We start from the raw sequence: 19,486 nt of genomic DNA, 5'->3' as shown, positions 1-19,486 counted from the left end.
CGCGACAAATTTACATTCTTTACAATTTAACCTTACGGTTTTTGCCAGTTCGTTCGTCCCCGGCGTTTTACACGGGCAATAAGAATCAATACCATTGCCGCCTCTTTGCCATCAGGTGACATAGCCATGCTGCTGCACATTCCCGGACTGTTCGCCAAAGAAGAGGTGCAACGTATCCGTCAGGCGCTGGAGCAGGCCGATTGGGCCGATGGCAAGATCACTGCGGGCTTTCAATCGGCCAAGGCCAAGCACAATCTGCAACTGCCCGAAGGCCATCCGCTGGCCAAGGAAATCGGTGCGGCGATGCTTGAACGGCTTTGGAAAAACCCACTGTTCATGTCCGCCGCGCTGCCGCACAAGGTCTTTCCGCCGTTGATCAATTGCTACACGGCCGGCGGCAGTTTCGATTTCCACATCGACAACGCCGTGCGCCAGCCCAAGGGCAGCATCGAACGCGTACGCACCGACTTGTCGGCCACGCTGTTTTTCAGCGAGCCTGCGGATTACGACGGCGGCGAGCTGGAAATTCAGGACACCTACGGCACGCAACAAGTGAAACTGCCGGCCGGCGACATGGTGTTGTACCCCGGCACCAGTCTGCACAAGGTCAATGCCGTCACTCGCGGCGCGCGTTATGCCTCGTTTTTCTGGACGCAAAGTCTGGTGCGCGAAGACAGCCAGCGTGCGTTGCTGTTCGAGATGGACGGGGCGATTCAGCAACTCACGCATGATGTTCCCGACCACCCTTCGCTGATCCGCCTCACCGGCACTTATCACAACCTGCTGCGGCGTTGGGTCGAGGTATGAGCTTCCGGCTGCGTCGCGAAGAAGTGCTCGACGCTGCAGGCCTGGCAGCGATGCTCAAAGAAAGCCCGGCCCGTGCCGCACAGGCGATTCTGCTGGCAGCAGGTAAGGGCGAAGTCGAAGCGCAGGCGTTGCTCGGGCAGATTTTGCTCGATGGTCGAGGCATCGCCCAGGATCAACCGCTGGCGCTACGCTGGTTCGGCATTGCCGCCGGGCGCGGGCATCTGATGGCGCGCAACATGCTCGGGCGCTGTCATGAGCATGGCTGGGGTTGTGCGGTGGATGCGTCGGTGGCGGCGCAGCATTATCGGATCGCCGCAGAGGCCGGGCTGGATTGGGCGATGTACAACCTCGCCAATTTGCTCGCCACCGGACGCGGTGCCACGGTTGATCATCTGCAGGCGCTGGCGCTTTATTGGCGCGCGGCTGAACTGGGGCATGCGAAATCGATGAATCTGCTGGGGCGGTATCTGGAAGAAGGGCAGGTTTGCCCGGCGGATCCGCTGGCGGCTCGCGACTGGTATCGGCGTTCGGCCATGGCTGGTGATTTTCGTGGGCAGTTCAGTTTTGCGGCGGTGTTGGCGGGGGAGGGCAGGATTGATGAGGCGCTCGTTTGGCTGGAGAAAGCCTTGGTTGGCGGCAATCTTAATTTCTTGCGGGTGGCGAGTCAGACGCTGGCCGATGCGGCAGATCCGAGGGTTCAGGCGATGGCGGCTCGGTACTCGGCTCGGAACGCAGAATTGCAGCGCGGCTGAAACCGTCAAGCCCTCACCCTAGCCCTCTCCCAAGGGGAGAGGGGACCGATTGGGGGATGCTTGGGAGGTACGCCGACCTGAGAATGCTATGGCGAATCCATAATCGACGCGGTATTTCCGGTCGGTGAATGACGCCCTACACCGCGGTCGGCTCCCTCTCCCTCGGGAGAGGGCTGGGGTGAGGGGCCTCGGTTTCAAGTACAACGAAGATTCCCTGCCGAACACGCAAAAAAAAGCCCACATCATCGTGGGCTTTTTCACTTGCAGCTACCAGCTCAAAACCTGCAGCTGCTTCTTAAACGTAATACGACTTCAACGGCGGAAACCCGTTGAACTCAACCGCGCTGTAACTGGTGGTATAAGCCCCAGTCGACAACCAGTACAAACGATCACCAATCGCCAGGTTCAGCGGCAGGCCGTACTTATAGTTCTCGTACATGATGTCGGCGCTGTCGCACGTCGGCCCGGCGATGACCACTTCTTCCATCTCGCCTTTCTTCTCGGTCCAGATCGGGAATTTGATCGCTTCGTCCATGGTTTCGATCAGGCCGGAGAACTTGCCCACATCGGTGTACACCCAGCGCTCGACCGCAGTGCGGGATTTACGCGCCACCAGCACCACTTCGCTGACCAGAATGCCGGCGTTGGCGATCAACGAACGGCCCGGCTCCAGAATGATTTCCGGCAGGTCATCACCGAAGTCTTCCTTGAGGAAACGGATGATTTCTTCGGCGTAGGTTTCCAGGCTGTTAGTGCGGGTGATGTAGTTGGCCGGGAAGCCGCCGCCCATGTTGATCAGCTTGAGGTGGATGCCGTCTTCTTCTTTCAGGCGCTCGAAGATCACTTTGACCTTGGCGATCGCTGCGTCCCAGACGCTGATGTCGCGCTGCTGCGAACCGACGTGGAACGAGATGCCGTAAGGCACCAGTCCGAGGTCACGGGCGAGGATCAGCAGGTCCATGGCCATGTCGGTCTGGCAGCCGAACTTGCGCGACAACGGCCAGTCAGCGGTGGTCGAGCCTTCGGTCAGGATGCGCACGTAAACTTTCGAGCCCGGTGCAGCCTTGGCGATGTTGCGCAGGTCGGCTTCGGAGTCGGTGGAGAACAGACGCACGCCCTTCTCGTAGAAGTAGCGGATGTCCTTGGATTTCTTGATGGTGTTGCCGTAGCTGATGCGGTCGGCGCTGACGCCGCGGTCCATGACCTTGTCCAGCTCGTAGATCGAGGCGATGTCGAAACTCGAACCTTTTTCCTTGAGCAGGTCGATGATCTCGACCGCCGGGTTGGCCTTGACCGCGTAGTAGACCTTGGCGAATTCGAAACCGGCGCGCAGGTCATCGTAGGCCTGGGCGATCATCGCGGTGTCGATCACCACGAACGGGGTTTCCTGTTTGTCGGCGAACGCCTTCATTTTGTCAAAAGTGGCGCGCGCGAAATAATCTTCGACCTTGATCGACATGCTGGAGAGCTCCTATCGGCAAACTTCATTAAACAATGGGTGCATGAACGTCCTCCGTATCCCCACTTTGGTTCGCCTACTTCCCAAGGCATGTCGCCGAAAGCAAAAAGGCCCAGGGATGTGCAGCTATCCCTTGGCCTTGCTGTCTCGTCGTCAGTACTTGAGCCGGATGGATCGTTTCCAGCATGGACGTTCGGCGCGAACTTTAGGGCGTGAGGGGGTTGAGATCAACTAAAAATGTCGCGTTTTTGCACGCTTCTGACGTGCGACGCGTTCATCACTCCTTGTAGCCGACCGAGATGACGGAAAGATGTTCCCGGCGTTTTTTCGAGTGTTAAACATACCTGCACGTTCGCGGCTTTTGGCGGCGAAGTCAGTGGTAAGTGTGATGGCGGCAACATCGGCGATGTTAGCGGCGAGGGAGGGGCGGGAGGGGGATTTTAGGTGTTTCAGACAGTAGGTTCGAGGGCCGTTCAGAGGAGCGGGTGTTGAGATTCTTTTCCGGCTCGTGAATGAAGAAAAAATTACGCAAATCCTGTGGGAGCGAGCCTGCTCGCGAAGGCAATTTCACAATCGACATAGCAGCGACTGACATTGCGCTTTCGCGAGCAGGCTCGCTCCCACAGGGATTTGTGTTTTACCGATTAATCAGGCGACCACGGCCTCAGCTGGCGAGACGATGTTGGTCTTCATCCCCCGCGAACGGCCCGAACTCAGGTACGCCGCAATCGACTCCTGCGTCACTTCACCGAGGAACACCCGCTCGGCATCCATCACCGGCAGCCACGAGCGATTGAATTCGTACATGCGCGACAGCAGGATGCGCAAGTGCTCGTCGTACGCCGCGGTGGCGTTGAACTCACGCAGGAACTGCGCGCAGGTGCCGGTCTGGCGATGCAGGTCGCGACGGCGGACATAGCCCAGCGCCTTGTTCTCGGCGCAGGTCACCACGACGTAGCGACGGTCGTGTTCGTCCATCAATTCCAGTGCATCGGCCACCGGCGTTTCCGGACTCACCGACGGCGCGTTGTCTGCCGCGTCTTCGGCTTTCACCAACAGCAGACGCTTGAGCGTGCTGTCCTGACCGACGAAGTTACTGACGAAATCGTCCGCCGGGTGCGCAAGCAGGGTGTCCGGGTGGTCGATCTGCAGCAGTTTGCCAGCGCGGAAAATGGCGATCTTGTCGCCCAGTTTGATCGCTTCGTCGATGTCGTGGCTGACCATGATCACGGTCTTGTTCAGCGCGCGCTGCATCTCGAAGAATTCGTTCTGGATCATCTCGCGGTTGATCGGGTCGACCGCACCGAACGGCTCGTCCATCAGCAACAGCGGCGCGTCAGCGGCCAACGCGCGGATCACACCGATACGCTGTTGCTGGCCGCCGGACAATTCACGCGGATAGCGATGCAGGTACTGCTTGGGCTCGAGCTTGATCATGCTCATCAGTTCGCGGGCGCGGTCGTGGCATTTCTGCTTGTCCCAGCCGAGCAGTTTCGGCACCACGACAATGTTCTCTTCGATGGTCATGTTGGGGAACAGACCGATCTGCTGGATCACGTAGCCGATGTTGCGGCGCAGGGTCACTTCGTCGAGGTCGGTGGTGTCTTCGCCGTTGATCAGGATCTTGCCCGAGGTCGGTTTGATCAGGCGGTTGATCATTTTCAGCGTGGTGCTTTTGCCGCAACCCGATGGCCCGAGGAACACGCAGATCTCGCCTTCATTGACGGTCAGGCTCACCGAGTCCACGGCTTTGACGTCTTTGCCGTTGCTTTGGAAGGTCTTGCTGAGGTTTTGAAGTTCGATCATTTGAGGAGTCCTTTTGGAGTCAACGAGCGTTGCAGCCATTGGAGAAACAGGTCAGCGAAAATGGCCAGAAGACTGACCAGCAGCGCGCCGACGATGAGCATCGACATGTCGCTGCGGCTGATGGAGGCGAGGATCAACACACCGAGGCCGCCAGCGCCGATGGTCGCGGCGATGGTCATCACGCCGATGTTCATCACCACGGCGGTGCGCACGCCGGCAAGGATCACCGGCACGGCGATTGGCAGTTCAACCATGCGCAAGCGCTGGCCGAAGGTCATGCCGATGCCGCGCGCGGCTTCACGAATACCCGGCTCGACGCCGGTGAGGGCGAGGTAGGTGTTGCGCATGATCGGCAGCAGTGAATACAGGAACACTGCGGTGATTGCCGGCAGCGGACCGAGGCCCTGGCCGAACTTCGAATAGAACGGCAGCAACAGGCCGAACAGCGCGATCGACGGCACGGTCAGCAGCACCGTGGCGCTGGCCTGCAACGGGCCGGCGAGGGCCGGAAAGCGCGTCATCAGAATGCCCAGCGGCACACCGATGACGATCGCCAGGGTCACGGCGATGCCGACCAGGGTGATGTGCTGCCAGGTCAGGTGCATCACCTGCTGCCAGTCGAGATGGGAAAAGGCGTTCAGAAATTCCATGACTTCTCCTCTCTTAATTCAGTGGGTGCTGGCGCAGGAAATCGGCGGCAACGGACGATGGACTTTCATGATTGACGTCGACCCGCGCGTTGAGCTGGCGCATGGTTTCGTCGTCGAACAGCTCGGCCAGCGGCTTGAGTTGTTCGGCCAGTTTCGGATTGGCGTCCAGCGTGGCCTGACGCACCACGGGAGCGGCGGTGTAGTCGGGGAAGTAATGCTTGTCGTCGGCCAGCAACTTCAGGCCGAAAGCGTTGAGGCGGCCGTCGGTGGTGTAGACCAGACCGGCAAATACCTGGCCGTTGCGCAGCGCGGTGTAGACCAGACCGGCGTCCATCTGGCGAATGTTCTTGCGGGTCAGGTTCATGTCGTAGAGCTTGACCATGCCGTCGAGCCCGTCGGAACGGTTGGCGAACTCGGTGTCCAGCGCCACCAGGTGATTGCTCTTGGCTTCGGCGCGCAGCACGTCGTTGAGCTGGCTGATGTTGCCGATCTGCGGATATTGCTCGGCGATTTTTTTCGGCAGGGCGAGGGCGTAGGTGTTGCTGAATTTCGACGGCGTCAGCCAGATCAGGCCTTTCTTCGCATCGAGTTCTTTAACCCGGGCGTAGGACTGCGCGCTGTCGAGTTTTTCGGTGACATGGTTGTAGGCCACCAGCGACACGCCGGTGTATTCCCAGAGCAGGTCCAGTTGTCCGCTTTCGTGGGCGCTGCGGGCGAGGTTGCTGCCCAGACCACCGGTGATCTGCGCGTCATAACCTTTGCTGCGCAGGTATTGCGCGGTGATTTCGGCGAGCAGGGTCTGCTCGGTGAAGACCCGGGCGCCGAGGCGGATCACCGGTTTTTCAGCGGCTTGTGCGATTCCTGCGAACAGCAGGAAGCAGCCTAGGATCAAGCTGAGTCGTTTCATAAATATTCCTTGCAAAGCCTTAAGACGGGCGCAGACCGCGTTCCAGCCAGAGACGGCTGGCAAGGGTGACCACGCCATCGAGCAACAACGCCAGCAGCGCGGTACACGCGGCGCCGAGCAGCAGTTGCGGCTGATTGTTCAGGGCGATGCCGGGGAAGATCAGGCTGCCAAGGCTGTTGGCGCCGATCAGGAAGGCCAGCGGCGCGGTACCGACGTTGATCGCCAGCGCCACGCGCACGCCACCGACGATGATCGGCACGGCGTTGGGCAACTCGACTTTCCACAGCACCTGTCGCGGCGTCATGCCGATGCCGACGGCCGCTTCTTTCAGCGAGCCCTGGACATTTTTCAGGCCTTCGTAGGTGTTGCGCACGATCGGTAACAGCGAGGCGAGGAAGAGTGCAAAGATCGCCGGGCCGCTGCCGATGCCGAGGATGCCCAGCGCGATCGCGAGCACGGCCAGCGGTGGCACGGTGTTGCCGATATTGAAGATCTGCATGAAGCGTTCGGCGCGGCCGACCATGTTCGGGCGGCAGAGGAAGATACCGGCGGGGATGCCCACGACGAGGGCGGCCAGCATGGAAGCGAGGACGAGAACCAGATGAGCTTGCAGGTAAAACAACAAATCGTCGCGGTAGTGTTCGATCGTGTTGATGCCGATCCAGTGGACCAGCAGGGCCAGGAGCGCGATCACCACCGCACCTCCCATCAGCCCTTTGCCATAGCGGATAGCCACAGGCGGACTCCTTTTTTTGTAGTCGGCGAGCGCTGCCCCGCGTGGCAAGCCATTCCTGGCTGCCGAAGTCAGCGTTCGCGAAAAGTAGCCGTTTTCCAGCACCGGCAAAGCGGCGTGAAAGCGAGCCATGAGCGCAGCCTCGTCAGGCTAACTTGCTGATTTTTCAGCCCCTGACGAAGATTCGTAACAGGGGATGGACGTCTCCTTGCTTTAAAAGGTTCCCATCTGAGGCAGCATTTGGCCACCCTTAATGTGCTCAACGGTTCGGTTATTGTCCTGAGTTGGGCTATAATCGCGGCCCTTTTTTGAATCACCGCCAGGCGATTTCCCATGACCCAACAGGCCGCCGAAGTCGCGAAACGCCGCACTTTCGCCATTATTTCCCACCCCGATGCCGGTAAAACCACGATCACCGAAAAGCTCCTGTTGATGGGCAAGGCGATCGCGGTGGCCGGTACGGTGAAATCCCGTAAATCCGATCGCCATGCGACCTCCGACTGGATGGAGATGGAGAAGCAGCGGGGTATTTCCATTACCACGTCGGTCATGCAGTTCCCCTATCGCGAACACATGATCAACCTGCTCGACACCCCGGGCCACGAAGACTTCTCCGAAGACACCTACCGCACCCTGACCGCGGTGGACTCGGCGCTGATGGTTCTCGACGGCGGTAAAGGTGTCGAGCCACGGACCATTGCGCTGATGGACGTCTGCCGCCTGCGCGATACGCCGATCGTCAGCTTCATCAACAAACTCGACCGTGACATCCGCGACCCGATCGAACTGCTCGACGAGATCGAAGCCGTTCTGAAGATCAAGGCCGCGCCGATCACCTGGCCGATCGGCTGCTACCGCGACTTCAAGGGCGTGTACCACCTGGCCGATGACTACATCATCGTTTACACCCCGGGCCACGGTCACGAACGCACCGAAACCAAGATCATCCAGAAACTCGACTCCGACGAAGCCCGCGCGCACCTGGGCGACGAGTACGAGCGCTTCATCGAGCAACTGGAACTGGTACAGGGCGCCTGCCACGAATTCAACCAGCAGGAATTCCTCGACGGTCAACTGACGCCGGTGTTCTTCGGTACCGCGCTAGGCAACTTCGGTGTCGACCACGTGCTCGACGCAGTGGTGGATTGGGCGCCGCGTCCGCTGGCCCGGGTGGCCAACGAGCGCACTGTCGAGCCGGTCGAAGAGAAGTTTTCGGGCTTCATCTTCAAGATCCAGGCGAACATGGACCCGAAACACCGCGACCGCATTGCTTTCATGCGTATCTGCTCCGGCAAATACGAAAAAGGCATGAAGATGCGCCACGTGCGCACCGGCAAGGACGTGCGCATCGGCGACGCCCTGACGTTCTTCTCCTCCGAGCGTGAACAGCTGGAGGAGGCCTACGCCGGCGACATCATTGGTCTGCACAACCACGGCACGATCCAGATCGGCGACACCTTCAGCGAAGGTGAAGTCCTCGGCTTCACCGGTATTCCACACTTCGCCCCGGAACTGTTCCGTCGCGTGCGTCTGCGTGATCCGCTGAAATCCAAGCAACTGCGTCAGGGCTTGCAGCAGTTGGCTGAAGAGGGCGCAACGCAGGTGTTCTTCCCCGAGCGCAGCAACGACATCATTCTTGGCGCCGTCGGTGTTCTGCAGTTCGATGTGGTCGCGAGTCGTTTGAAAGAGGAATACAAAGTCGAGTGCTCGTATGAGCCGATCACGGTGTATTCGGCGCGCTGGATCGAGTGCAGCGACAAGAAGAAGCTTGAGGAGTTTTCCAACAAGGCTGTGGAGAACTTGGCATTGGATGGCGGTGGGCATTTGACCTATCTGGCGCCGACGCGGGTGAATCTGGCGTTGATGGAAGAGCGTTGGCCGGATGTGAAATTCCGCGCGACGCGAGAGCATCATTAAGGTTTGAGTTGTTGTTCGGAAGCCCCTGAGGTGTAGGCCTTGGGGGCTTTTTTTCGGCTTGGTATTGGCGGCCTCCGGGCCGACCATGCTCTGGTTGTTTTAGGGTCATATCCGTTTTTTGGGGGGGTGCGGCTGGCGGTTTCGCCCTTACGGCGAGTCCCTTTTTCAGACGCCAAAAAGGAACCAAAAGGCTTTGCTCCTGCGTTCGGCCCTCGCAGGCTCGGGTCCCTTCGCTCCGGGATCGATCCGGGCGCAGCGGCTACGGTTTGCTTCGCTGCACCTCCTTGCGCTGTGTCTGGCTGCGCCAGACGGTCGCTGCGCTCCCACGCCCGGATCAATCCCTCCACTCAGCCTTCCGATGTCGCTGGTTAGGCAAGATCAAGATCAAAAGCACTCGAGCTAACGCTCATTGTTGAGTGGTGAAAAGCATGGCGTTCGGCTGGGGATTTGTGGTGGCTTTACCCCTCACCCCAGCCCTCTCCCCCTGGAGAGGGAGCCGATTTCGGTTGGATTTGGCATTTGAGTTCGGCTCGGCATTTCAGGTCGGCTTAGCTCTCCCAATCACTACGGTCAGTCCCCTCTCCCTCCGGGAGAGGGCTAGGGTGAGGGTGCTTTTTTGCTGCTGCTTGAAAATGAGGATCTGTCAGGCATGCCGAACTTTCTGTAAGCAATTTTCTTCAGCAGCGTAGCCCGACTCTGCTTTTACATCGTCAGGCCTTCGCCTCGCGACATTCCGGTTGATCCGGTTTAGTGTTCATAGATCTTTCGCCTTCAGCGGACGTTACATGCTCAAAGGACTGACCCATCTCCTGCACCCCAACGGCTATTTCACCTCAATGGCCTGGGTCCTCGCCGCGCTTTTATTCATCAATCGCCTCAGCGCCATGGTCAAGCTGTTCATGGCGTTGTACCTGCGTCAGGAGTTGGGTTTTGCGATTGAAACCGTTGGCTGGCTGCTCTCGGCTTATGGCGCGGGTTTGCTGGTGGGTTCGATGCTCGGCGGTTGGCTCAGTGATCATGTGCGCACGGCGCGGCTGACGGCGGTGCTGTTTTTCGTTTCAGTGTGGGTGCTGGTGCTGTTGGGGCTGGTGACGCAGGTAATGTGGCTGGCCGGCTTGTTGTTGCTCAGCGGTGTGATTGACGGAGCGATTCGTACGCTGCATCAGCGGCTGATCATGGAATATTGCGAAGTTGCGCAGCGTTCGCGGGCGCAGGCGTTGAGCCGGGTGGCGCGCAATCTGGGCATGGCGGCTGCCGGGGTGGCGGGTGGGGTGTTGGCGCAGGCGGATTTTCGCTGGGTGTTTTTTGTCAGTGCGGCGATGACGATGCTGGCCTTGTTGTGGTTTGTGCGCACGACGTGGCGGCGGCCGATCGTCACGCAGGACAGAGCGCTGGAGACGGCGTCATGCTCGCCGTATCGCGATAGACCATTCCTCTGGCTGCTGGCCGCGACCGCCGTGCTCGGTATTGCCTTCGATACGGTCTACAGCACGCTGGGCAATTATCTGCGGGATTACTACCACCTGAGCACCGAAGCGATCGGCTGGCAGTTCGGCCTTAATGCATTGCTGGTGATTGCGCTGCAGATTCCGCTGTCGCACTCGGTCGAACGCTGGGGTGCGCGTTGGCAGATGCTCGTCGGCAGTGTGCTGTTGGCCTGTGGGCTGGGGATTTTGCCGTTCGGTTCCGGGTTTGCTTTTGTCTGTTTTTCGACGCTGATCTGGACGCTGGGCGAGGCGTTGTTCATGCCGCCGCTGAATGTACTGGCGATGCACTTTGCCCAGAGCGGCAGGAGCGGTCAGTACTTTGGGCTGTTCTTCATGAGCTGGAGCGCTAGCGCATTAGTGTCGCCGGTGTTTAGCGGTCAGCTCTATGGCGAGTATGGCGGGCACAGTGTCTGGCTGATGAGTGCGCTGCTGGTGCTGCTCTCGATTCCGCTGACCTGGCAGGCGACGCGCGCTGCTTAGCTGTTTCGGTTATCGGGTTTATTCGAAAGCAATCTGTTTATCAAGGGCATTTCTACCCATGCCCTCGCGTCCTAAGTGGTGAGTCGGACGGATCGCAACTAGATTTCATTCGTAGCCAGTCCGGCAAGCATGTCTTAGCGCAACAGGATGGAGTCGGCCATGAAAAGCAGATTGCTACGGGTTTTGATGTTGTTGAAAGTAATGGTGATGCTGTCTCTTGGCACCGCGACGGCGTGGGCCGAGTGTGAGGATCACGATTCGCAGGCGTTCAATGGGCAGGTCGGGCACAGCGGGCTGATGATTGCCAAATCGGAGTCGGAGCCCGGCGATCAGGGCCAGGGCGGTACCGACGATGATGACGACTCGACGACCGACGAGCCGGATACTGATGATATGGAGGATGGCGATAGCCAGACCTGAATTTACCCAAGGTCATATTCCTCCTTACTGGTTGTGTATTTGAAGTGGGGAGGATTACCTTGCGCAGGTACTTTTTCACCCGGCTGTTTGTTGGCCTTCTTTATATCCTGTTATACATTTTTCCCTAAGCTCAGCTGCTTTTTTATCGCGATTAAGTCTCTCGGACCTGTCAGAGTTGACAGTAGACGAATACTCATGCGCCTTTTATAAATACCCTTCATTAACCATGTTTGTTAAATGACAGAAGGGAATCGCATGATGAGCAATAAACCAAGCAAGACCGAAGGGCGCTTAACGGCAGCGGGAACTTCGGTGTCAGGGTTTTCTACTGACGATGTCTCCGCCCAGCGTCACTTGTCCGATAACGGTTATACGTTCGAAGGCGTTAGCACTACAGGTGAGCGACTGGTGTTTTTCATTCGCACTTTGGAAATAACAACAGGTAAAAGCTTCCCAATTGAACAATATGGCGATACAGGGACTGCCGCGGCCCTTTTCAAAGATGATAAAAATCTTACATATAACGGGAGGACGGGGGAAGTAAATTTTGAGCATTTCGATATCGAATCAGAAAAGGTGAAGATCTCTGCCGATTTTGTCATGTTCAATAATTCTGCCCAGAAACATGTAATTGCTGAAGGAGACTTTTCGGGAATTGTGCAAAATAATAAGAGCGTGCTGGATAAGGAAGGAAATTTAAATTTGAATTGAGGTGATATCGGCGCTCAATTGATAAGTTGCGCGTCTCGATTTTGTTAATCGTCGCGACTCGCTCGCGCTTATAGCTGACCGCAGTAGTCACTTGGCCCCGGACTTCGTCTGGAACAAAGTGACCATTGACTAACAGGAAAAGCCCACGTTTTCGTGGGCTTTTTTTACGCTGCGCCGTTGAGGAATTGCTCGGCGTAGTGGCAAGCCACCTGCCGGTTATCCAGTTCACGCAACAGCGGCTCTTCCGTGCTGCAACGCTCGGTCGCGTATGGGCAGCGCTTGTGGAAAGCACAGCCCGGTGGCGGGTTCAGCGGGTTGGGCAGTTCGCCGACGATCTTGATTTTCGGCTTGTTCGGGTCCGGGTGGATGGTCGGGGTTGCTGACAGCAGCGCCTGGGTGTAAGGGTGCAGCGGGCGCTCGTAGATGTCGTTTTTCGGGCCCAGTTCCACCGGGCGACCGAGGTACATCACCATCACGTCATCGGCTACGTGCTGCACCACCGCGAGGTTGTGCGAGATGAACACGTACGCGGTGTTGAACTCTTGCTGCAGGTCCATGAACAGGTTCAGCACCTGGGCCTGAATCGACACGTCCAGCGCCGAAGTCGGTTCATCCGCGACCAGCACTTTCGGTTGCAGCATCATCGCCCGGGCCAGGGCGATGCGCTGGCGCTGACCGCCGGAGAACATGTGCGGATAGCGCTGGTAGTGCTCGGGACGCAAGCCGACCTGCTTCATCATCGCCTGGACTTTCTCGCGACGCTCGGCGGCGGAGAGGTTGGTGTTGATCAGCAGCGGTTCGCCGAGCTGGTCGCCGACTTTCTGCCGTGGGTTCAGCGACGCGTACGGGCTCTGGAAAACCATCTGCACGTCTTTGCGCAGTTGCTTGCGCTGAGCCTTGTCGGCACCGGCAACTTCCTGGCCGGCGATTTTCAGCGAGCCGGACGATGGCTCTTCAATCAGCGTCAGGGCGCGGGCGAGTGTGGACTTGCCGCAGCCCGATTCGCCGACCACGGCGAGGGTCTTGCCGGCTTCCAGTTCGAACGACACGCCGTTGAGTGCGCGCACGGTCGCATGGCCCTTGAACAGGCCACGGGAGACTTCGTAGTGACGGGTCAGGTCGCGGGCGGTAAGTACGACGGCCATTACGCCACCTCCTGGTTCAGCGGGTAGAAGCAGCGGGCGAGGCTGTTGCTTTTCGGGTCTAGGCCGGGACGCTGGGCGCGGCAGTTGTCCTGCACGTACGGGCAGCGCGGCGACAGCAGGCAACCTTGCGGACGGTCGTAACGGCCCGGAACGATGCCCGGCAGGGTCGACAGGCGTGAGGCGCCGAGGCTGTGCTCGGGAATCGCCTTGAGCAGCGCTTCGCTATACGGGTGCGCGGGGATGTCGAACAGTTGCGGCACCTGACCGACTTCCACGGCCTGGCCGGCATACATCACGCAGACGCGCTGGGCGGTTTCGGCGACGACCGCGAGGTCGTGAGTGATCAGTACCAGGCCCATGTTCTGTTCTTTCTGCAACGCCAGCAGCAGATCCATGATCTGCGCCTGAATCGTCACGTCGAGCGCGGTGGTCGGTTCGTCGGCGATCAGCAGTTTCGGCTCGCCGGCAATTGCCATGGCGATCGCGACGCGCTGGCTCATGCCGCCGGACAGTTGGTGCGGGTAGGCATCCATACGGCTGGCGGCGCCCGGGATTTCAACTTTTTCCAGCAGTTCGATGGCACGCTTGCGCGCTTGCTTGCCGGACATTTTCAGGTGCAGGCGCAGCACTTCTTCGATCTGGAAACCGACGGTGTAGCTGGGGTTCAGCGCGGTCATCGGATCCTGGAAAACCATCGACAGGTCTTTGCCGACGATCTGCCGACGCTGACGGTTGCTCAGCTTGAGCATGTCCTTGCCGTCGAAGCTGAGCGAGTCAGCGGTGACGATGCCGGGATGTTCGATCAGGCCCATCAGCGCCATCATGGTCACGGATTTACCCGAGCCCGACTCGCCAACGATGGCCAACACTTCGCCTTTGTCGACTTTCAGGTCGAGGCCGTCGACCACGGGTGTGGCGTTCTTGTCGCCGAAGCGAACGTTGAGATTCTTGATTTCTAGCAGTGACATGGGAATCTCCTCAGGCGGCGTTCTTGAGTTTCGGGTCCAGCGCATCGCGCAAGCCGTCGCCCATCAAGTTGATTGCCAGCACGCTGAGCAAAATGGTCAAACCAGGCAGACTGACTACCCACCAGGCGCGTTCGATGTAGTCGCGAGCCGAAGCCAGCATGGTGCCCCACTCAGGGGTTGGCGGTTGCACGCCGAGGCCGAGGAAGCCCAGTGCGGCGGCATCGAGAATCGCCGACGAGAAGCTCAGGGTCGCCTGCACGATCAGCGGTGCCATGCAGTTAGGCAGCACGGTGATGAACATCAGACGCGGCAGACCGGCACCGGCCAGACGCGCAGCGGTGACGTAGTCGCGGTTCAGTTCGCCCATCACCGCGGCACGGGTCAGACGCACGTACGACGGCAGCGACACCACAGCAATCGCGATAACAGTGTTGATCAGGCCAGGGCCGAGGATGGCGACGATCGCCACGGCCAGCAGCAGCGACGGCAGGGCCAGCATGATGTCCATCAGACGCATGATGGTCGGGCCGATCATCTTCGGGAAGAAACCGGCGAACAGACCCAGCAGAATCCCTGGAATCAGCGACATCACCACCGAAGACAAGCCGATCAGCAGCGACAGGCGCGAGCCCTGGATCAGGCGCGACAGCAGATCACGACCCAGTTCATCGGTGCCGAGCAGGAACTGCAACTGGCCGCCTTCGAGCCACGCCGGTGGCGTCAGCAGGAAGTCGCGGTATTGCTCGCTCGGGTCATGCGGTGCGACCCATGGCGCGAAGATCGCGCAGAAGATGATCAGCAGCATGAACAGCAGGCCGGCAACCGCGCCCTTGTTCTTCGCGAAGGCTTGCCAGAATTCTTTGTACGGCGACGGATACAGCAGGCTTTGATCCACGGCGGACGTGGCGGTGGCTACTGAGGATGTTGGAGTGCTCATGGTATTGACCTCAGCGCTGATGACGGATGCGTGGGTTGGCAAAGCCGTAGAGGATGTCCACTACGAAGTTGACCAGAATCACCAGGCAGGCGATTAACAGGATGCCGTTTTGCACCACCGGATAGTCCCGGGCGCCAATGGCTTCGATCAGCCATTTGCCGATGCCGGGCCAGGAGAAGATGGTTTCGGTCAGAACCGCACCGGCCAGCAGGGTGCCGACTTGTAGACCGACCACGGTGAGTACCGGAATCAGCGCGTTACGCAGACCATGCACGAACACCACGCGCGACGGCGACAGGCCTTTGGCCTTGGCGGTACGGATGTAGTCTTCACGCAGCACTTCGAGCATCGACGAACGGGTCATCCGCGCGATCACCGCCAGCGGAATGGTGCCAAGCACAATGGCCGGCAGGATCAGGTGATGCAGCGCATCGAAGAACGCGCCGACGTCATCGGCCAGCAGCGTGTCGATCAGCATGAAGCCGGTTTTCGGCTCGATGTCATACAGCAGGTCGATCCGCCCGGAAACCGGCGTCCAGCCCAGGCTTACCGAGAAGAACATGATCAGGATCAGGCCCCACCAGAAGATCGGCATCGAATAGCCCGCGAGGGAGATGCCCATCACCCCGTGGTCGAACAGCGATCCTCGTTTGAGTGCCGCAATCACCCCGGCCAGCAGGCCGAGGATGCCGGCGAACAGCAGGGCGGCCATGGACAGTTCCAGGGTCGCCGGGAAAAGGGAGGTGAACTCGGTCCACACGCTTTCACGGGTACGCAACGACTCACCGAGATCGCCTTGGGCCAGTTTGCCGATGTAGTCCAGGTATTGGGCATACAGCGGCTTGTTCAGCCCCAGGCGTTCCATTGCCTGAGCGTGCATTTCGGGGTCGACCCGACGTTCGCCCATCATCACTTCCACGGGGTCGCCCGGAATCATGCGAATCAACGCGAAAGTCAGCAAGGTGATGCCGAAAAACGTGGGGATCAACAACCCCAGTCGGCGGGCAATAAAACTAAACATCTTGTGTGGTACCTCATCAGCCGGTTAGGCGTGTCCGGCGTCCCTCAGGTCAGGGACGCCGGGCGTTTCTTATCTACTTCACCTGGGTGGTGGCGAAGTTATTGGTTGTGAGAGGGCTGATGTGGTAGCCCTCTACATTCTTGCGCATTGCAGTGAACATCCGAGTATGGGCCATGCTGATCCATGGCTGGTCCTGATTAAACAGCACTTGCGCCTGTTCGTAGAGCGCGGCGCGTTCGGCCGGATCTACTTTAGCCCGTGCTTCATCCAGCAGTGCCTGGAATTTCTCGTTGCACCAGCGCGCGTAGTTTTCGCCGTTCTTGGCGGCCTCGCAACTGAGCATAGGCGTCAGGAAGTTATCCGGGTCGCCGTTGTCGCCCGCCCATCCGGCCGACACCATGTCGTGCTCGCCGGCCTTGGCGCGCTTGAGCATTTCGCCCCATTCCATCACGCGGATGTCGATCTTGATCCCGACTTTCGCCAGGTCAGCCTGCATCATCTGCGCGCCGAGCATCGGGTTGGGGTTGGTAGGGCCGCCGCCGTTGCGAGTGAACAGGGTGAACACGGTGCCTTCCGGTACGCCGGCTTCCTTGAGCAGCTTGCGCGCGGCGTCGAGGTCGCGTGGCGGGTTTTTCAGGTCGTGGTTATAACCCAGCAAGGTCGGCGGGTACGGGTTGACCGCGACCGACGCGTTGCCTTTGCCGAACAGCGCGTTGACATAGGCTTCCTTGTCGAAAGCAATATCGATGGCTTTACGCACACGCACGTCGCTCATGTATTTGTGCTGGGTGTTCATGGCGATGTAGGAAACGGTCATCGCGTCCAGTTCGTCGACTTTCAGGTTGCTGTCTTTCTTGATGCTTGGAATGTCGTCCGGCTTCGGATACAGGGCAATCTGGCACTCGTTGGCCTTGAGCTTCTGCAGGCGTACGTTGTTGTCGGTGGCGATGGCCAGGATCAACGCGTCGGCCGGTGGCTTGCCACGGAAGTAGTCCGGGTTGGCCTTGAAGCGCACCTGCGCGTCCTTGGCGTAGCGCTGGAAGATGAACGGGCCGGTGCCGATCGGCTTGTTGTTCAGATCGCCGGTCTTGTTGGCCTTGAGCAACTGGTCGGCGTATTCGGCCGGGTAGATCGACGAGAACGCCATGGCGATGTCGGCCAGGAACGGCGCTTCGCGGCGGGTCAGGGTGAACTTGACTGTGTTGTCGTCGACTTTCTCGACGCTTTTCAGCAGTTCCTTGAAGCCCATGCTTTCAAAGTACGGGAAGCCCACGCTCGACAGTTTGTGCCACGGGTGATTCGGGTCCAGCTGACGCTGGAAGCTCCAGACCACGTCGTCGGCGTTCATGTCGCGGGTCGGCTTGAAGTATTCGGTGGTGTGAAACTTGACGCCTTTGCGCAGATGGAACGTGTAGGTCAGGCCGTCTTCGCTGATGTCCCAGGACTCGGCGAGTGCCGGGATCACTTCGGTGGTGCCGGGCTTGAAGTCGGCCAGGCGGTTGAAGATGGTTTCGGCCACAGCATCCGCCGTGACTGCAGTCGTGTACTGGACCATATCGAAGCCTTCCGGGCTGGCTTCGGTGCAGACCACCAAGGGTTTGGCCGAGACGCCGACAGCGACACTCAGCAACGCAGCCGCGATGGCCGCACGTAGGGGAAGCATTTTCATCGATAACCCTCTGCAATCGGTTGAAGACAAAAAACCGAACGGCCGACTCATCATGAGTCAGCCGTCGGTTGGCGTTTTTACAGAATGTTGAATGGAATCGTGGTCACGAGACGGAACTCGTTGATGCTGCCGTCAGCCTGGTTTTCGCTGGCGCGGTGCGCGGTGTAAGTGCCGCGAATCGTCGTTGCTTTAAGCGGGCCACTCTGTACCGCGTAGGTTGCACCGACGCCGTATTCATAGTGGTGCTCGCCGTCCATCGCCTGCACGCCGTCATAGCCGCCACCCTTGTAGTGGGTGCCGTCGATGCCCCAGCCGCGCGCCTGGTAGATGTTGAATTTCAGGCCCGGCACGCCGTATTCGGCCATGTTGATGCCGTAGGAAACCTGGAAGGATTTCTCGTTCGGGCCGTTGAAGTCCGAGAGCAGGGAGTTGGCCAGGTAGATCCCGTTGGTTTCGTGCAGGTAGTCGAAGTACTCGTTACCGTTCACTTCCTGGTACGAGAAGGTCAGGGTATGCGCCAGGTGGGTCAGGCCGAACGACAGCGAGTAGGTGTCGTTGTCGATGTCGCCCAGCAGCTTTTTGCCTTCGTCGACGGTCTTGTAGTAGTTCAGGCCGGTGGTCAGGCTGAGGATCGAGCTGTCACCCAATACGTGGGTGGCGCCGAAGTAGTACTGGTTCCACAGGTCTTCGGCCTGGGTGCCCCACAGGCTGGTGGTCAGGCTGGCGAACGGCTGGTACGAGATACCGGCGGTGTTGACGTGGTCGGCTTCGGCGTTGATGTCGCCGTACTCGGAGCGGAACTTGCTCAGGCTTTCTTCGGTACGCGGCGAGACGCGGTCGAAGGTCGCGACGTCGAACGCCAGGTTGTTCAGCTCTTCGCTGTGGATCGCGATACCTTCGAAGCTCGATGGCAGCGGACGGTTACCGATCACATCGACCTGCGGGCTGCTGAAGTTCATGCGGCCGGCGGTCAGGGTGGTGTTGGAAATGCGTGCCTTGACGTTGGCCAGGCCCAGCTTGCTCCACTGACCGACAGCGTCGCCGCCTTCGCGGGTCAGGGTACGGTTGTTGCCAGCGCCTGGACGGGTGCCCGGTGCGCCACCATTGTTGGCAGCGAGGTTTTCGCGGTCACGCTCCAGAGCGATGGCGTTGTACGCCGCAACTTCTGTGCTGAAACCGACAGTACCTTCGGTGAAGCCCGAGTTGTACTTGATGATCGTGCCTTGCACCCAGTTGATGCGACGGTCGGTTTCGTTGGATTGACCGTTCTTGCGGTAAGCGAACTTGCCGCCGCGCTTGAGTTGTTCGTTGGCGTACCAGTTACGGGTCGAACCGCTGATCGATTGCCCTTCCAGGAAACCGGTGGCTTCGGCCTGGGCGCTCTTTTCGTTGACGGTCACTGGCGTGAACGCCTGGCTTTGGGTTTCCGCATAAGCCGTGGCGGTGATGCTGCTGATGGCCAGGGCCAGTATCGCGGTGCTGCTCAGTTTCATGGGTGAAGCTCCTTTACTTTCTTTTTATCCCGGCTTTTTTTGGTATGCCGGTTATTGGTTTAGAACTCGTTCACACATCGCAAACGTTTGCAGACGGCCTGATGGGCAAATTTCGGCAAAGCGC

Annotated in this window: 17 protein-coding genes; 6 read left to right on the top strand and 11 right to left on the bottom strand. The window is 59.2% G+C overall.

Features of this window, described 5'->3' with window-relative positions; all coding sequences use genetic code 11:
* Positions 1-126 precede the first annotated feature (126 nt).
* Entirely contained in the window at positions 127-807 is a 681-nt protein-coding gene (locus ACGSLL_RS18980) for a Fe2+-dependent dioxygenase (protein ID WP_258450523.1), read from the top strand.
* Positions 804-1,559 carry a tetratricopeptide repeat protein gene (locus ACGSLL_RS18975; RefSeq protein ID WP_394507518.1) on the top strand — a complete coding sequence of 252 codons (756 nt, stop codon included), beginning with the start codon at positions 804-806 and terminating at the stop codon, positions 1,557-1,559. Before ACGSLL_RS18980 ends, ACGSLL_RS18975 begins: the two co-directional genes overlap by 4 nt.
* A gap of 295 nt (positions 1,560-1,854) precedes the next feature.
* Here the strand turns inward: ACGSLL_RS18975 and ACGSLL_RS18970 are convergent, their stop codons facing one another.
* The 5 genes from ACGSLL_RS18970 to ACGSLL_RS18950 all read right to left on the bottom strand — a co-directional run bounded on the left by ACGSLL_RS18970 (position 1,855) and on the right by ACGSLL_RS18950 (position 7,090).
* Positions 1,855-3,018: a type III PLP-dependent enzyme gene (locus tag ACGSLL_RS18970; protein ID WP_394507517.1), complete on the bottom strand. Its 1,164-nt coding sequence runs from the start codon at positions 3,016-3,018 to the stop codon at positions 1,855-1,857.
* A gap of 648 nt (positions 3,019-3,666) precedes the next feature.
* Complete coding sequence (locus ACGSLL_RS18965; protein WP_047291222.1) at positions 3,667-4,824, bottom strand: osmoprotectant ABC transporter ATP-binding protein OsmV; 1,158 nt, start codon at positions 4,822-4,824, stop codon at positions 3,667-3,669.
* Positions 4,821-5,474 (bottom strand): ABC transporter permease, encoded by a 654-nt coding sequence (locus ACGSLL_RS18960; protein WP_090281735.1) that lies wholly within the window; start codon positions 5,472-5,474, stop codon positions 4,821-4,823. The genes ACGSLL_RS18965 and ACGSLL_RS18960 overlap by 4 nt, the downstream gene beginning before the upstream one ends.
* A gap of 13 nt (positions 5,475-5,487) precedes the next feature.
* Positions 5,488-6,381, bottom strand: a complete 894-nt coding sequence (locus ACGSLL_RS18955; RefSeq protein WP_394507516.1) for a glycine betaine ABC transporter substrate-binding protein — start codon at positions 6,379-6,381, stop codon at positions 5,488-5,490.
* Positions 6,382-6,400: 19 nt separating this feature from the next.
* On the bottom strand, positions 6,401-7,090 hold the full coding sequence (locus ACGSLL_RS18950; protein WP_394507575.1) for an ABC transporter permease: 690 nt from the start codon (positions 7,088-7,090) through the stop codon (positions 6,401-6,403).
* Between the two features lie 357 nt (positions 7,091-7,447).
* On the opposite strand from ACGSLL_RS18950, the gene ACGSLL_RS18945 reads away from it, so the two are divergent.
* From ACGSLL_RS18945 to ACGSLL_RS18930, 4 genes are all read left to right on the top strand, one after another.
* The gene (locus tag ACGSLL_RS18945; RefSeq protein WP_093104726.1) at positions 7,448-9,031 is read left to right on the top strand and encodes a peptide chain release factor 3; all 1,584 of its coding nucleotides are present in this window, start codon (positions 7,448-7,450) and stop codon (positions 9,029-9,031) included.
* Between the two features lie 785 nt (positions 9,032-9,816).
* On the top strand, positions 9,817-10,998 hold the full coding sequence (locus ACGSLL_RS18940; RefSeq protein ID WP_394507515.1) for an MFS transporter: 1,182 nt from the start codon (positions 9,817-9,819) through the stop codon (positions 10,996-10,998).
* Between the two features lie 159 nt (positions 10,999-11,157).
* On the top strand, positions 11,158-11,418 hold the full coding sequence (locus ACGSLL_RS18935; protein WP_394507514.1) for a hypothetical protein: 261 nt from the start codon (positions 11,158-11,160) through the stop codon (positions 11,416-11,418).
* A gap of 258 nt (positions 11,419-11,676) precedes the next feature.
* Positions 11,677-12,129, top strand: a complete 453-nt coding sequence (locus tag ACGSLL_RS18930) for a hypothetical protein (RefSeq protein ID WP_394507513.1) — start codon at positions 11,677-11,679, stop codon at positions 12,127-12,129.
* Positions 12,130-12,293: 164 nt separating this feature from the next.
* On the opposite strand, the gene ACGSLL_RS18925 is transcribed toward ACGSLL_RS18930, so the two are convergent.
* The 6 genes from ACGSLL_RS18925 to ACGSLL_RS18900 all read right to left on the bottom strand — a co-directional run bounded on the left by ACGSLL_RS18925 (position 12,294) and on the right by ACGSLL_RS18900 (position 19,362).
* The gene (locus ACGSLL_RS18925; RefSeq protein WP_394507512.1) at positions 12,294-13,274 is read right to left on the bottom strand and encodes a peptide ABC transporter ATP-binding protein; all 981 of its coding nucleotides are present in this window, start codon (positions 13,272-13,274) and stop codon (positions 12,294-12,296) included.
* Entirely contained in the window at positions 13,274-14,242 is a 969-nt protein-coding gene (locus ACGSLL_RS18920; RefSeq protein WP_090281743.1) for an ABC transporter ATP-binding protein, read from the bottom strand. The genes ACGSLL_RS18925 and ACGSLL_RS18920 overlap by 1 nt, the downstream gene beginning before the upstream one ends.
* A 10-nt stretch (positions 14,243-14,252) precedes the next feature.
* A complete protein-coding gene (locus tag ACGSLL_RS18915) occupies positions 14,253-15,179 on the bottom strand; it encodes an ABC transporter permease subunit (protein WP_208938760.1) in 927 nt (308 codons plus the stop codon).
* Positions 15,180-15,189: 10 nt separating this feature from the next.
* Positions 15,190-16,200: an ABC transporter permease subunit gene (locus ACGSLL_RS18910; RefSeq protein ID WP_016771720.1), complete on the bottom strand. Its 1,011-nt coding sequence runs from the start codon at positions 16,198-16,200 to the stop codon at positions 15,190-15,192.
* Between the two features lie 73 nt (positions 16,201-16,273).
* The gene (locus ACGSLL_RS18905) at positions 16,274-17,869 is read right to left on the bottom strand and encodes an ABC transporter substrate-binding protein (protein WP_394507511.1); all 1,596 of its coding nucleotides are present in this window, start codon (positions 17,867-17,869) and stop codon (positions 16,274-16,276) included.
* Between the two features lie 77 nt (positions 17,870-17,946).
* The gene (locus tag ACGSLL_RS18900) at positions 17,947-19,362 is read right to left on the bottom strand and encodes an OprD family porin (RefSeq protein ID WP_090281746.1); all 1,416 of its coding nucleotides are present in this window, start codon (positions 19,360-19,362) and stop codon (positions 17,947-17,949) included.
* Positions 19,363-19,486: the final 124 nt, after the last annotated feature.

It is taken from the genome of Pseudomonas retamae (assembly GCF_043496865.1).
Lineage (GTDB): Bacteria > Pseudomonadota > Gammaproteobacteria > Pseudomonadales > Pseudomonadaceae > Aquipseudomonas > Aquipseudomonas retamae.
This window is presented reverse-complemented; position numbering and strand designations above follow the sequence as displayed.

Bases quoted from the DNA above. Each gene is read 5' to 3' on its own strand.
- ACGSLL_RS18920 (WP_090281743.1), bottom strand. From the start codon at position 14,242: ATGTCACTGCTAGAAATCAAGAATCTCAACGTTCGCTTCGGCGACAAG.
- ACGSLL_RS18945 (WP_093104726.1), top strand. From the start codon at position 7,448: ATGACCCAACAGGCCGCCGAAGTCGCGAAACGCCGCACTTTCGCCATT.
- ACGSLL_RS18930 (WP_394507513.1), top strand. From the start codon at position 11,677: ATGAGCAATAAACCAAGCAAGACCGAAGGGCGCTTAACGGCAGCGGGA.
- ACGSLL_RS18900 (WP_090281746.1), bottom strand. From the start codon at position 19,362: ATGAAACTGAGCAGCACCGCGATACTGGCCCTGGCCATCAGCAGCATC.
- ACGSLL_RS18955 (WP_394507516.1), bottom strand. From the start codon at position 6,381: ATGAAACGACTCAGCTTGATCCTAGGCTGCTTCCTGCTGTTCGCAGGA.
- ACGSLL_RS18910 (WP_016771720.1), bottom strand. From the start codon at position 16,200: ATGTTTAGTTTTATTGCCCGCCGACTGGGGTTGTTGATCCCCACGTTT.
- ACGSLL_RS18980 (WP_258450523.1), top strand. From the start codon at position 127: ATGCTGCTGCACATTCCCGGACTGTTCGCCAAAGAAGAGGTGCAACGT.
- ACGSLL_RS18970 (WP_394507517.1), bottom strand. From the start codon at position 3,018: ATGTCGATCAAGGTCGAAGATTATTTCGCGCGCGCCACTTTTGACAAA.
- ACGSLL_RS18935 (WP_394507514.1), top strand. From the start codon at position 11,158: ATGAAAAGCAGATTGCTACGGGTTTTGATGTTGTTGAAAGTAATGGTG.
- ACGSLL_RS18905 (WP_394507511.1), bottom strand. From the start codon at position 17,869: ATGAAAATGCTTCCCCTACGTGCGGCCATCGCGGCTGCGTTGCTGAGT.
- ACGSLL_RS18925 (WP_394507512.1), bottom strand. From the start codon at position 13,274: ATGGCCGTCGTACTTACCGCCCGCGACCTGACCCGTCACTACGAAGTC.
- ACGSLL_RS18965 (WP_047291222.1), bottom strand. From the start codon at position 4,824: ATGATCGAACTTCAAAACCTCAGCAAGACCTTCCAAAGCAACGGCAAA.
- ACGSLL_RS18915 (WP_208938760.1), bottom strand. From the start codon at position 15,179: ATGAGCACTCCAACATCCTCAGTAGCCACCGCCACGTCCGCCGTGGAT.
- ACGSLL_RS18940 (WP_394507515.1), top strand. From the start codon at position 9,817: ATGCTCAAAGGACTGACCCATCTCCTGCACCCCAACGGCTATTTCACC.
- ACGSLL_RS18960 (WP_090281735.1), bottom strand. From the start codon at position 5,474: ATGGAATTTCTGAACGCCTTTTCCCATCTCGACTGGCAGCAGGTGATG.
- ACGSLL_RS18950 (WP_394507575.1), bottom strand. From the start codon at position 7,090: ATGGGAGGTGCGGTGGTGATCGCGCTCCTGGCCCTGCTGGTCCACTGG.
- ACGSLL_RS18975 (WP_394507518.1), top strand. From the start codon at position 804: ATGAGCTTCCGGCTGCGTCGCGAAGAAGTGCTCGACGCTGCAGGCCTG.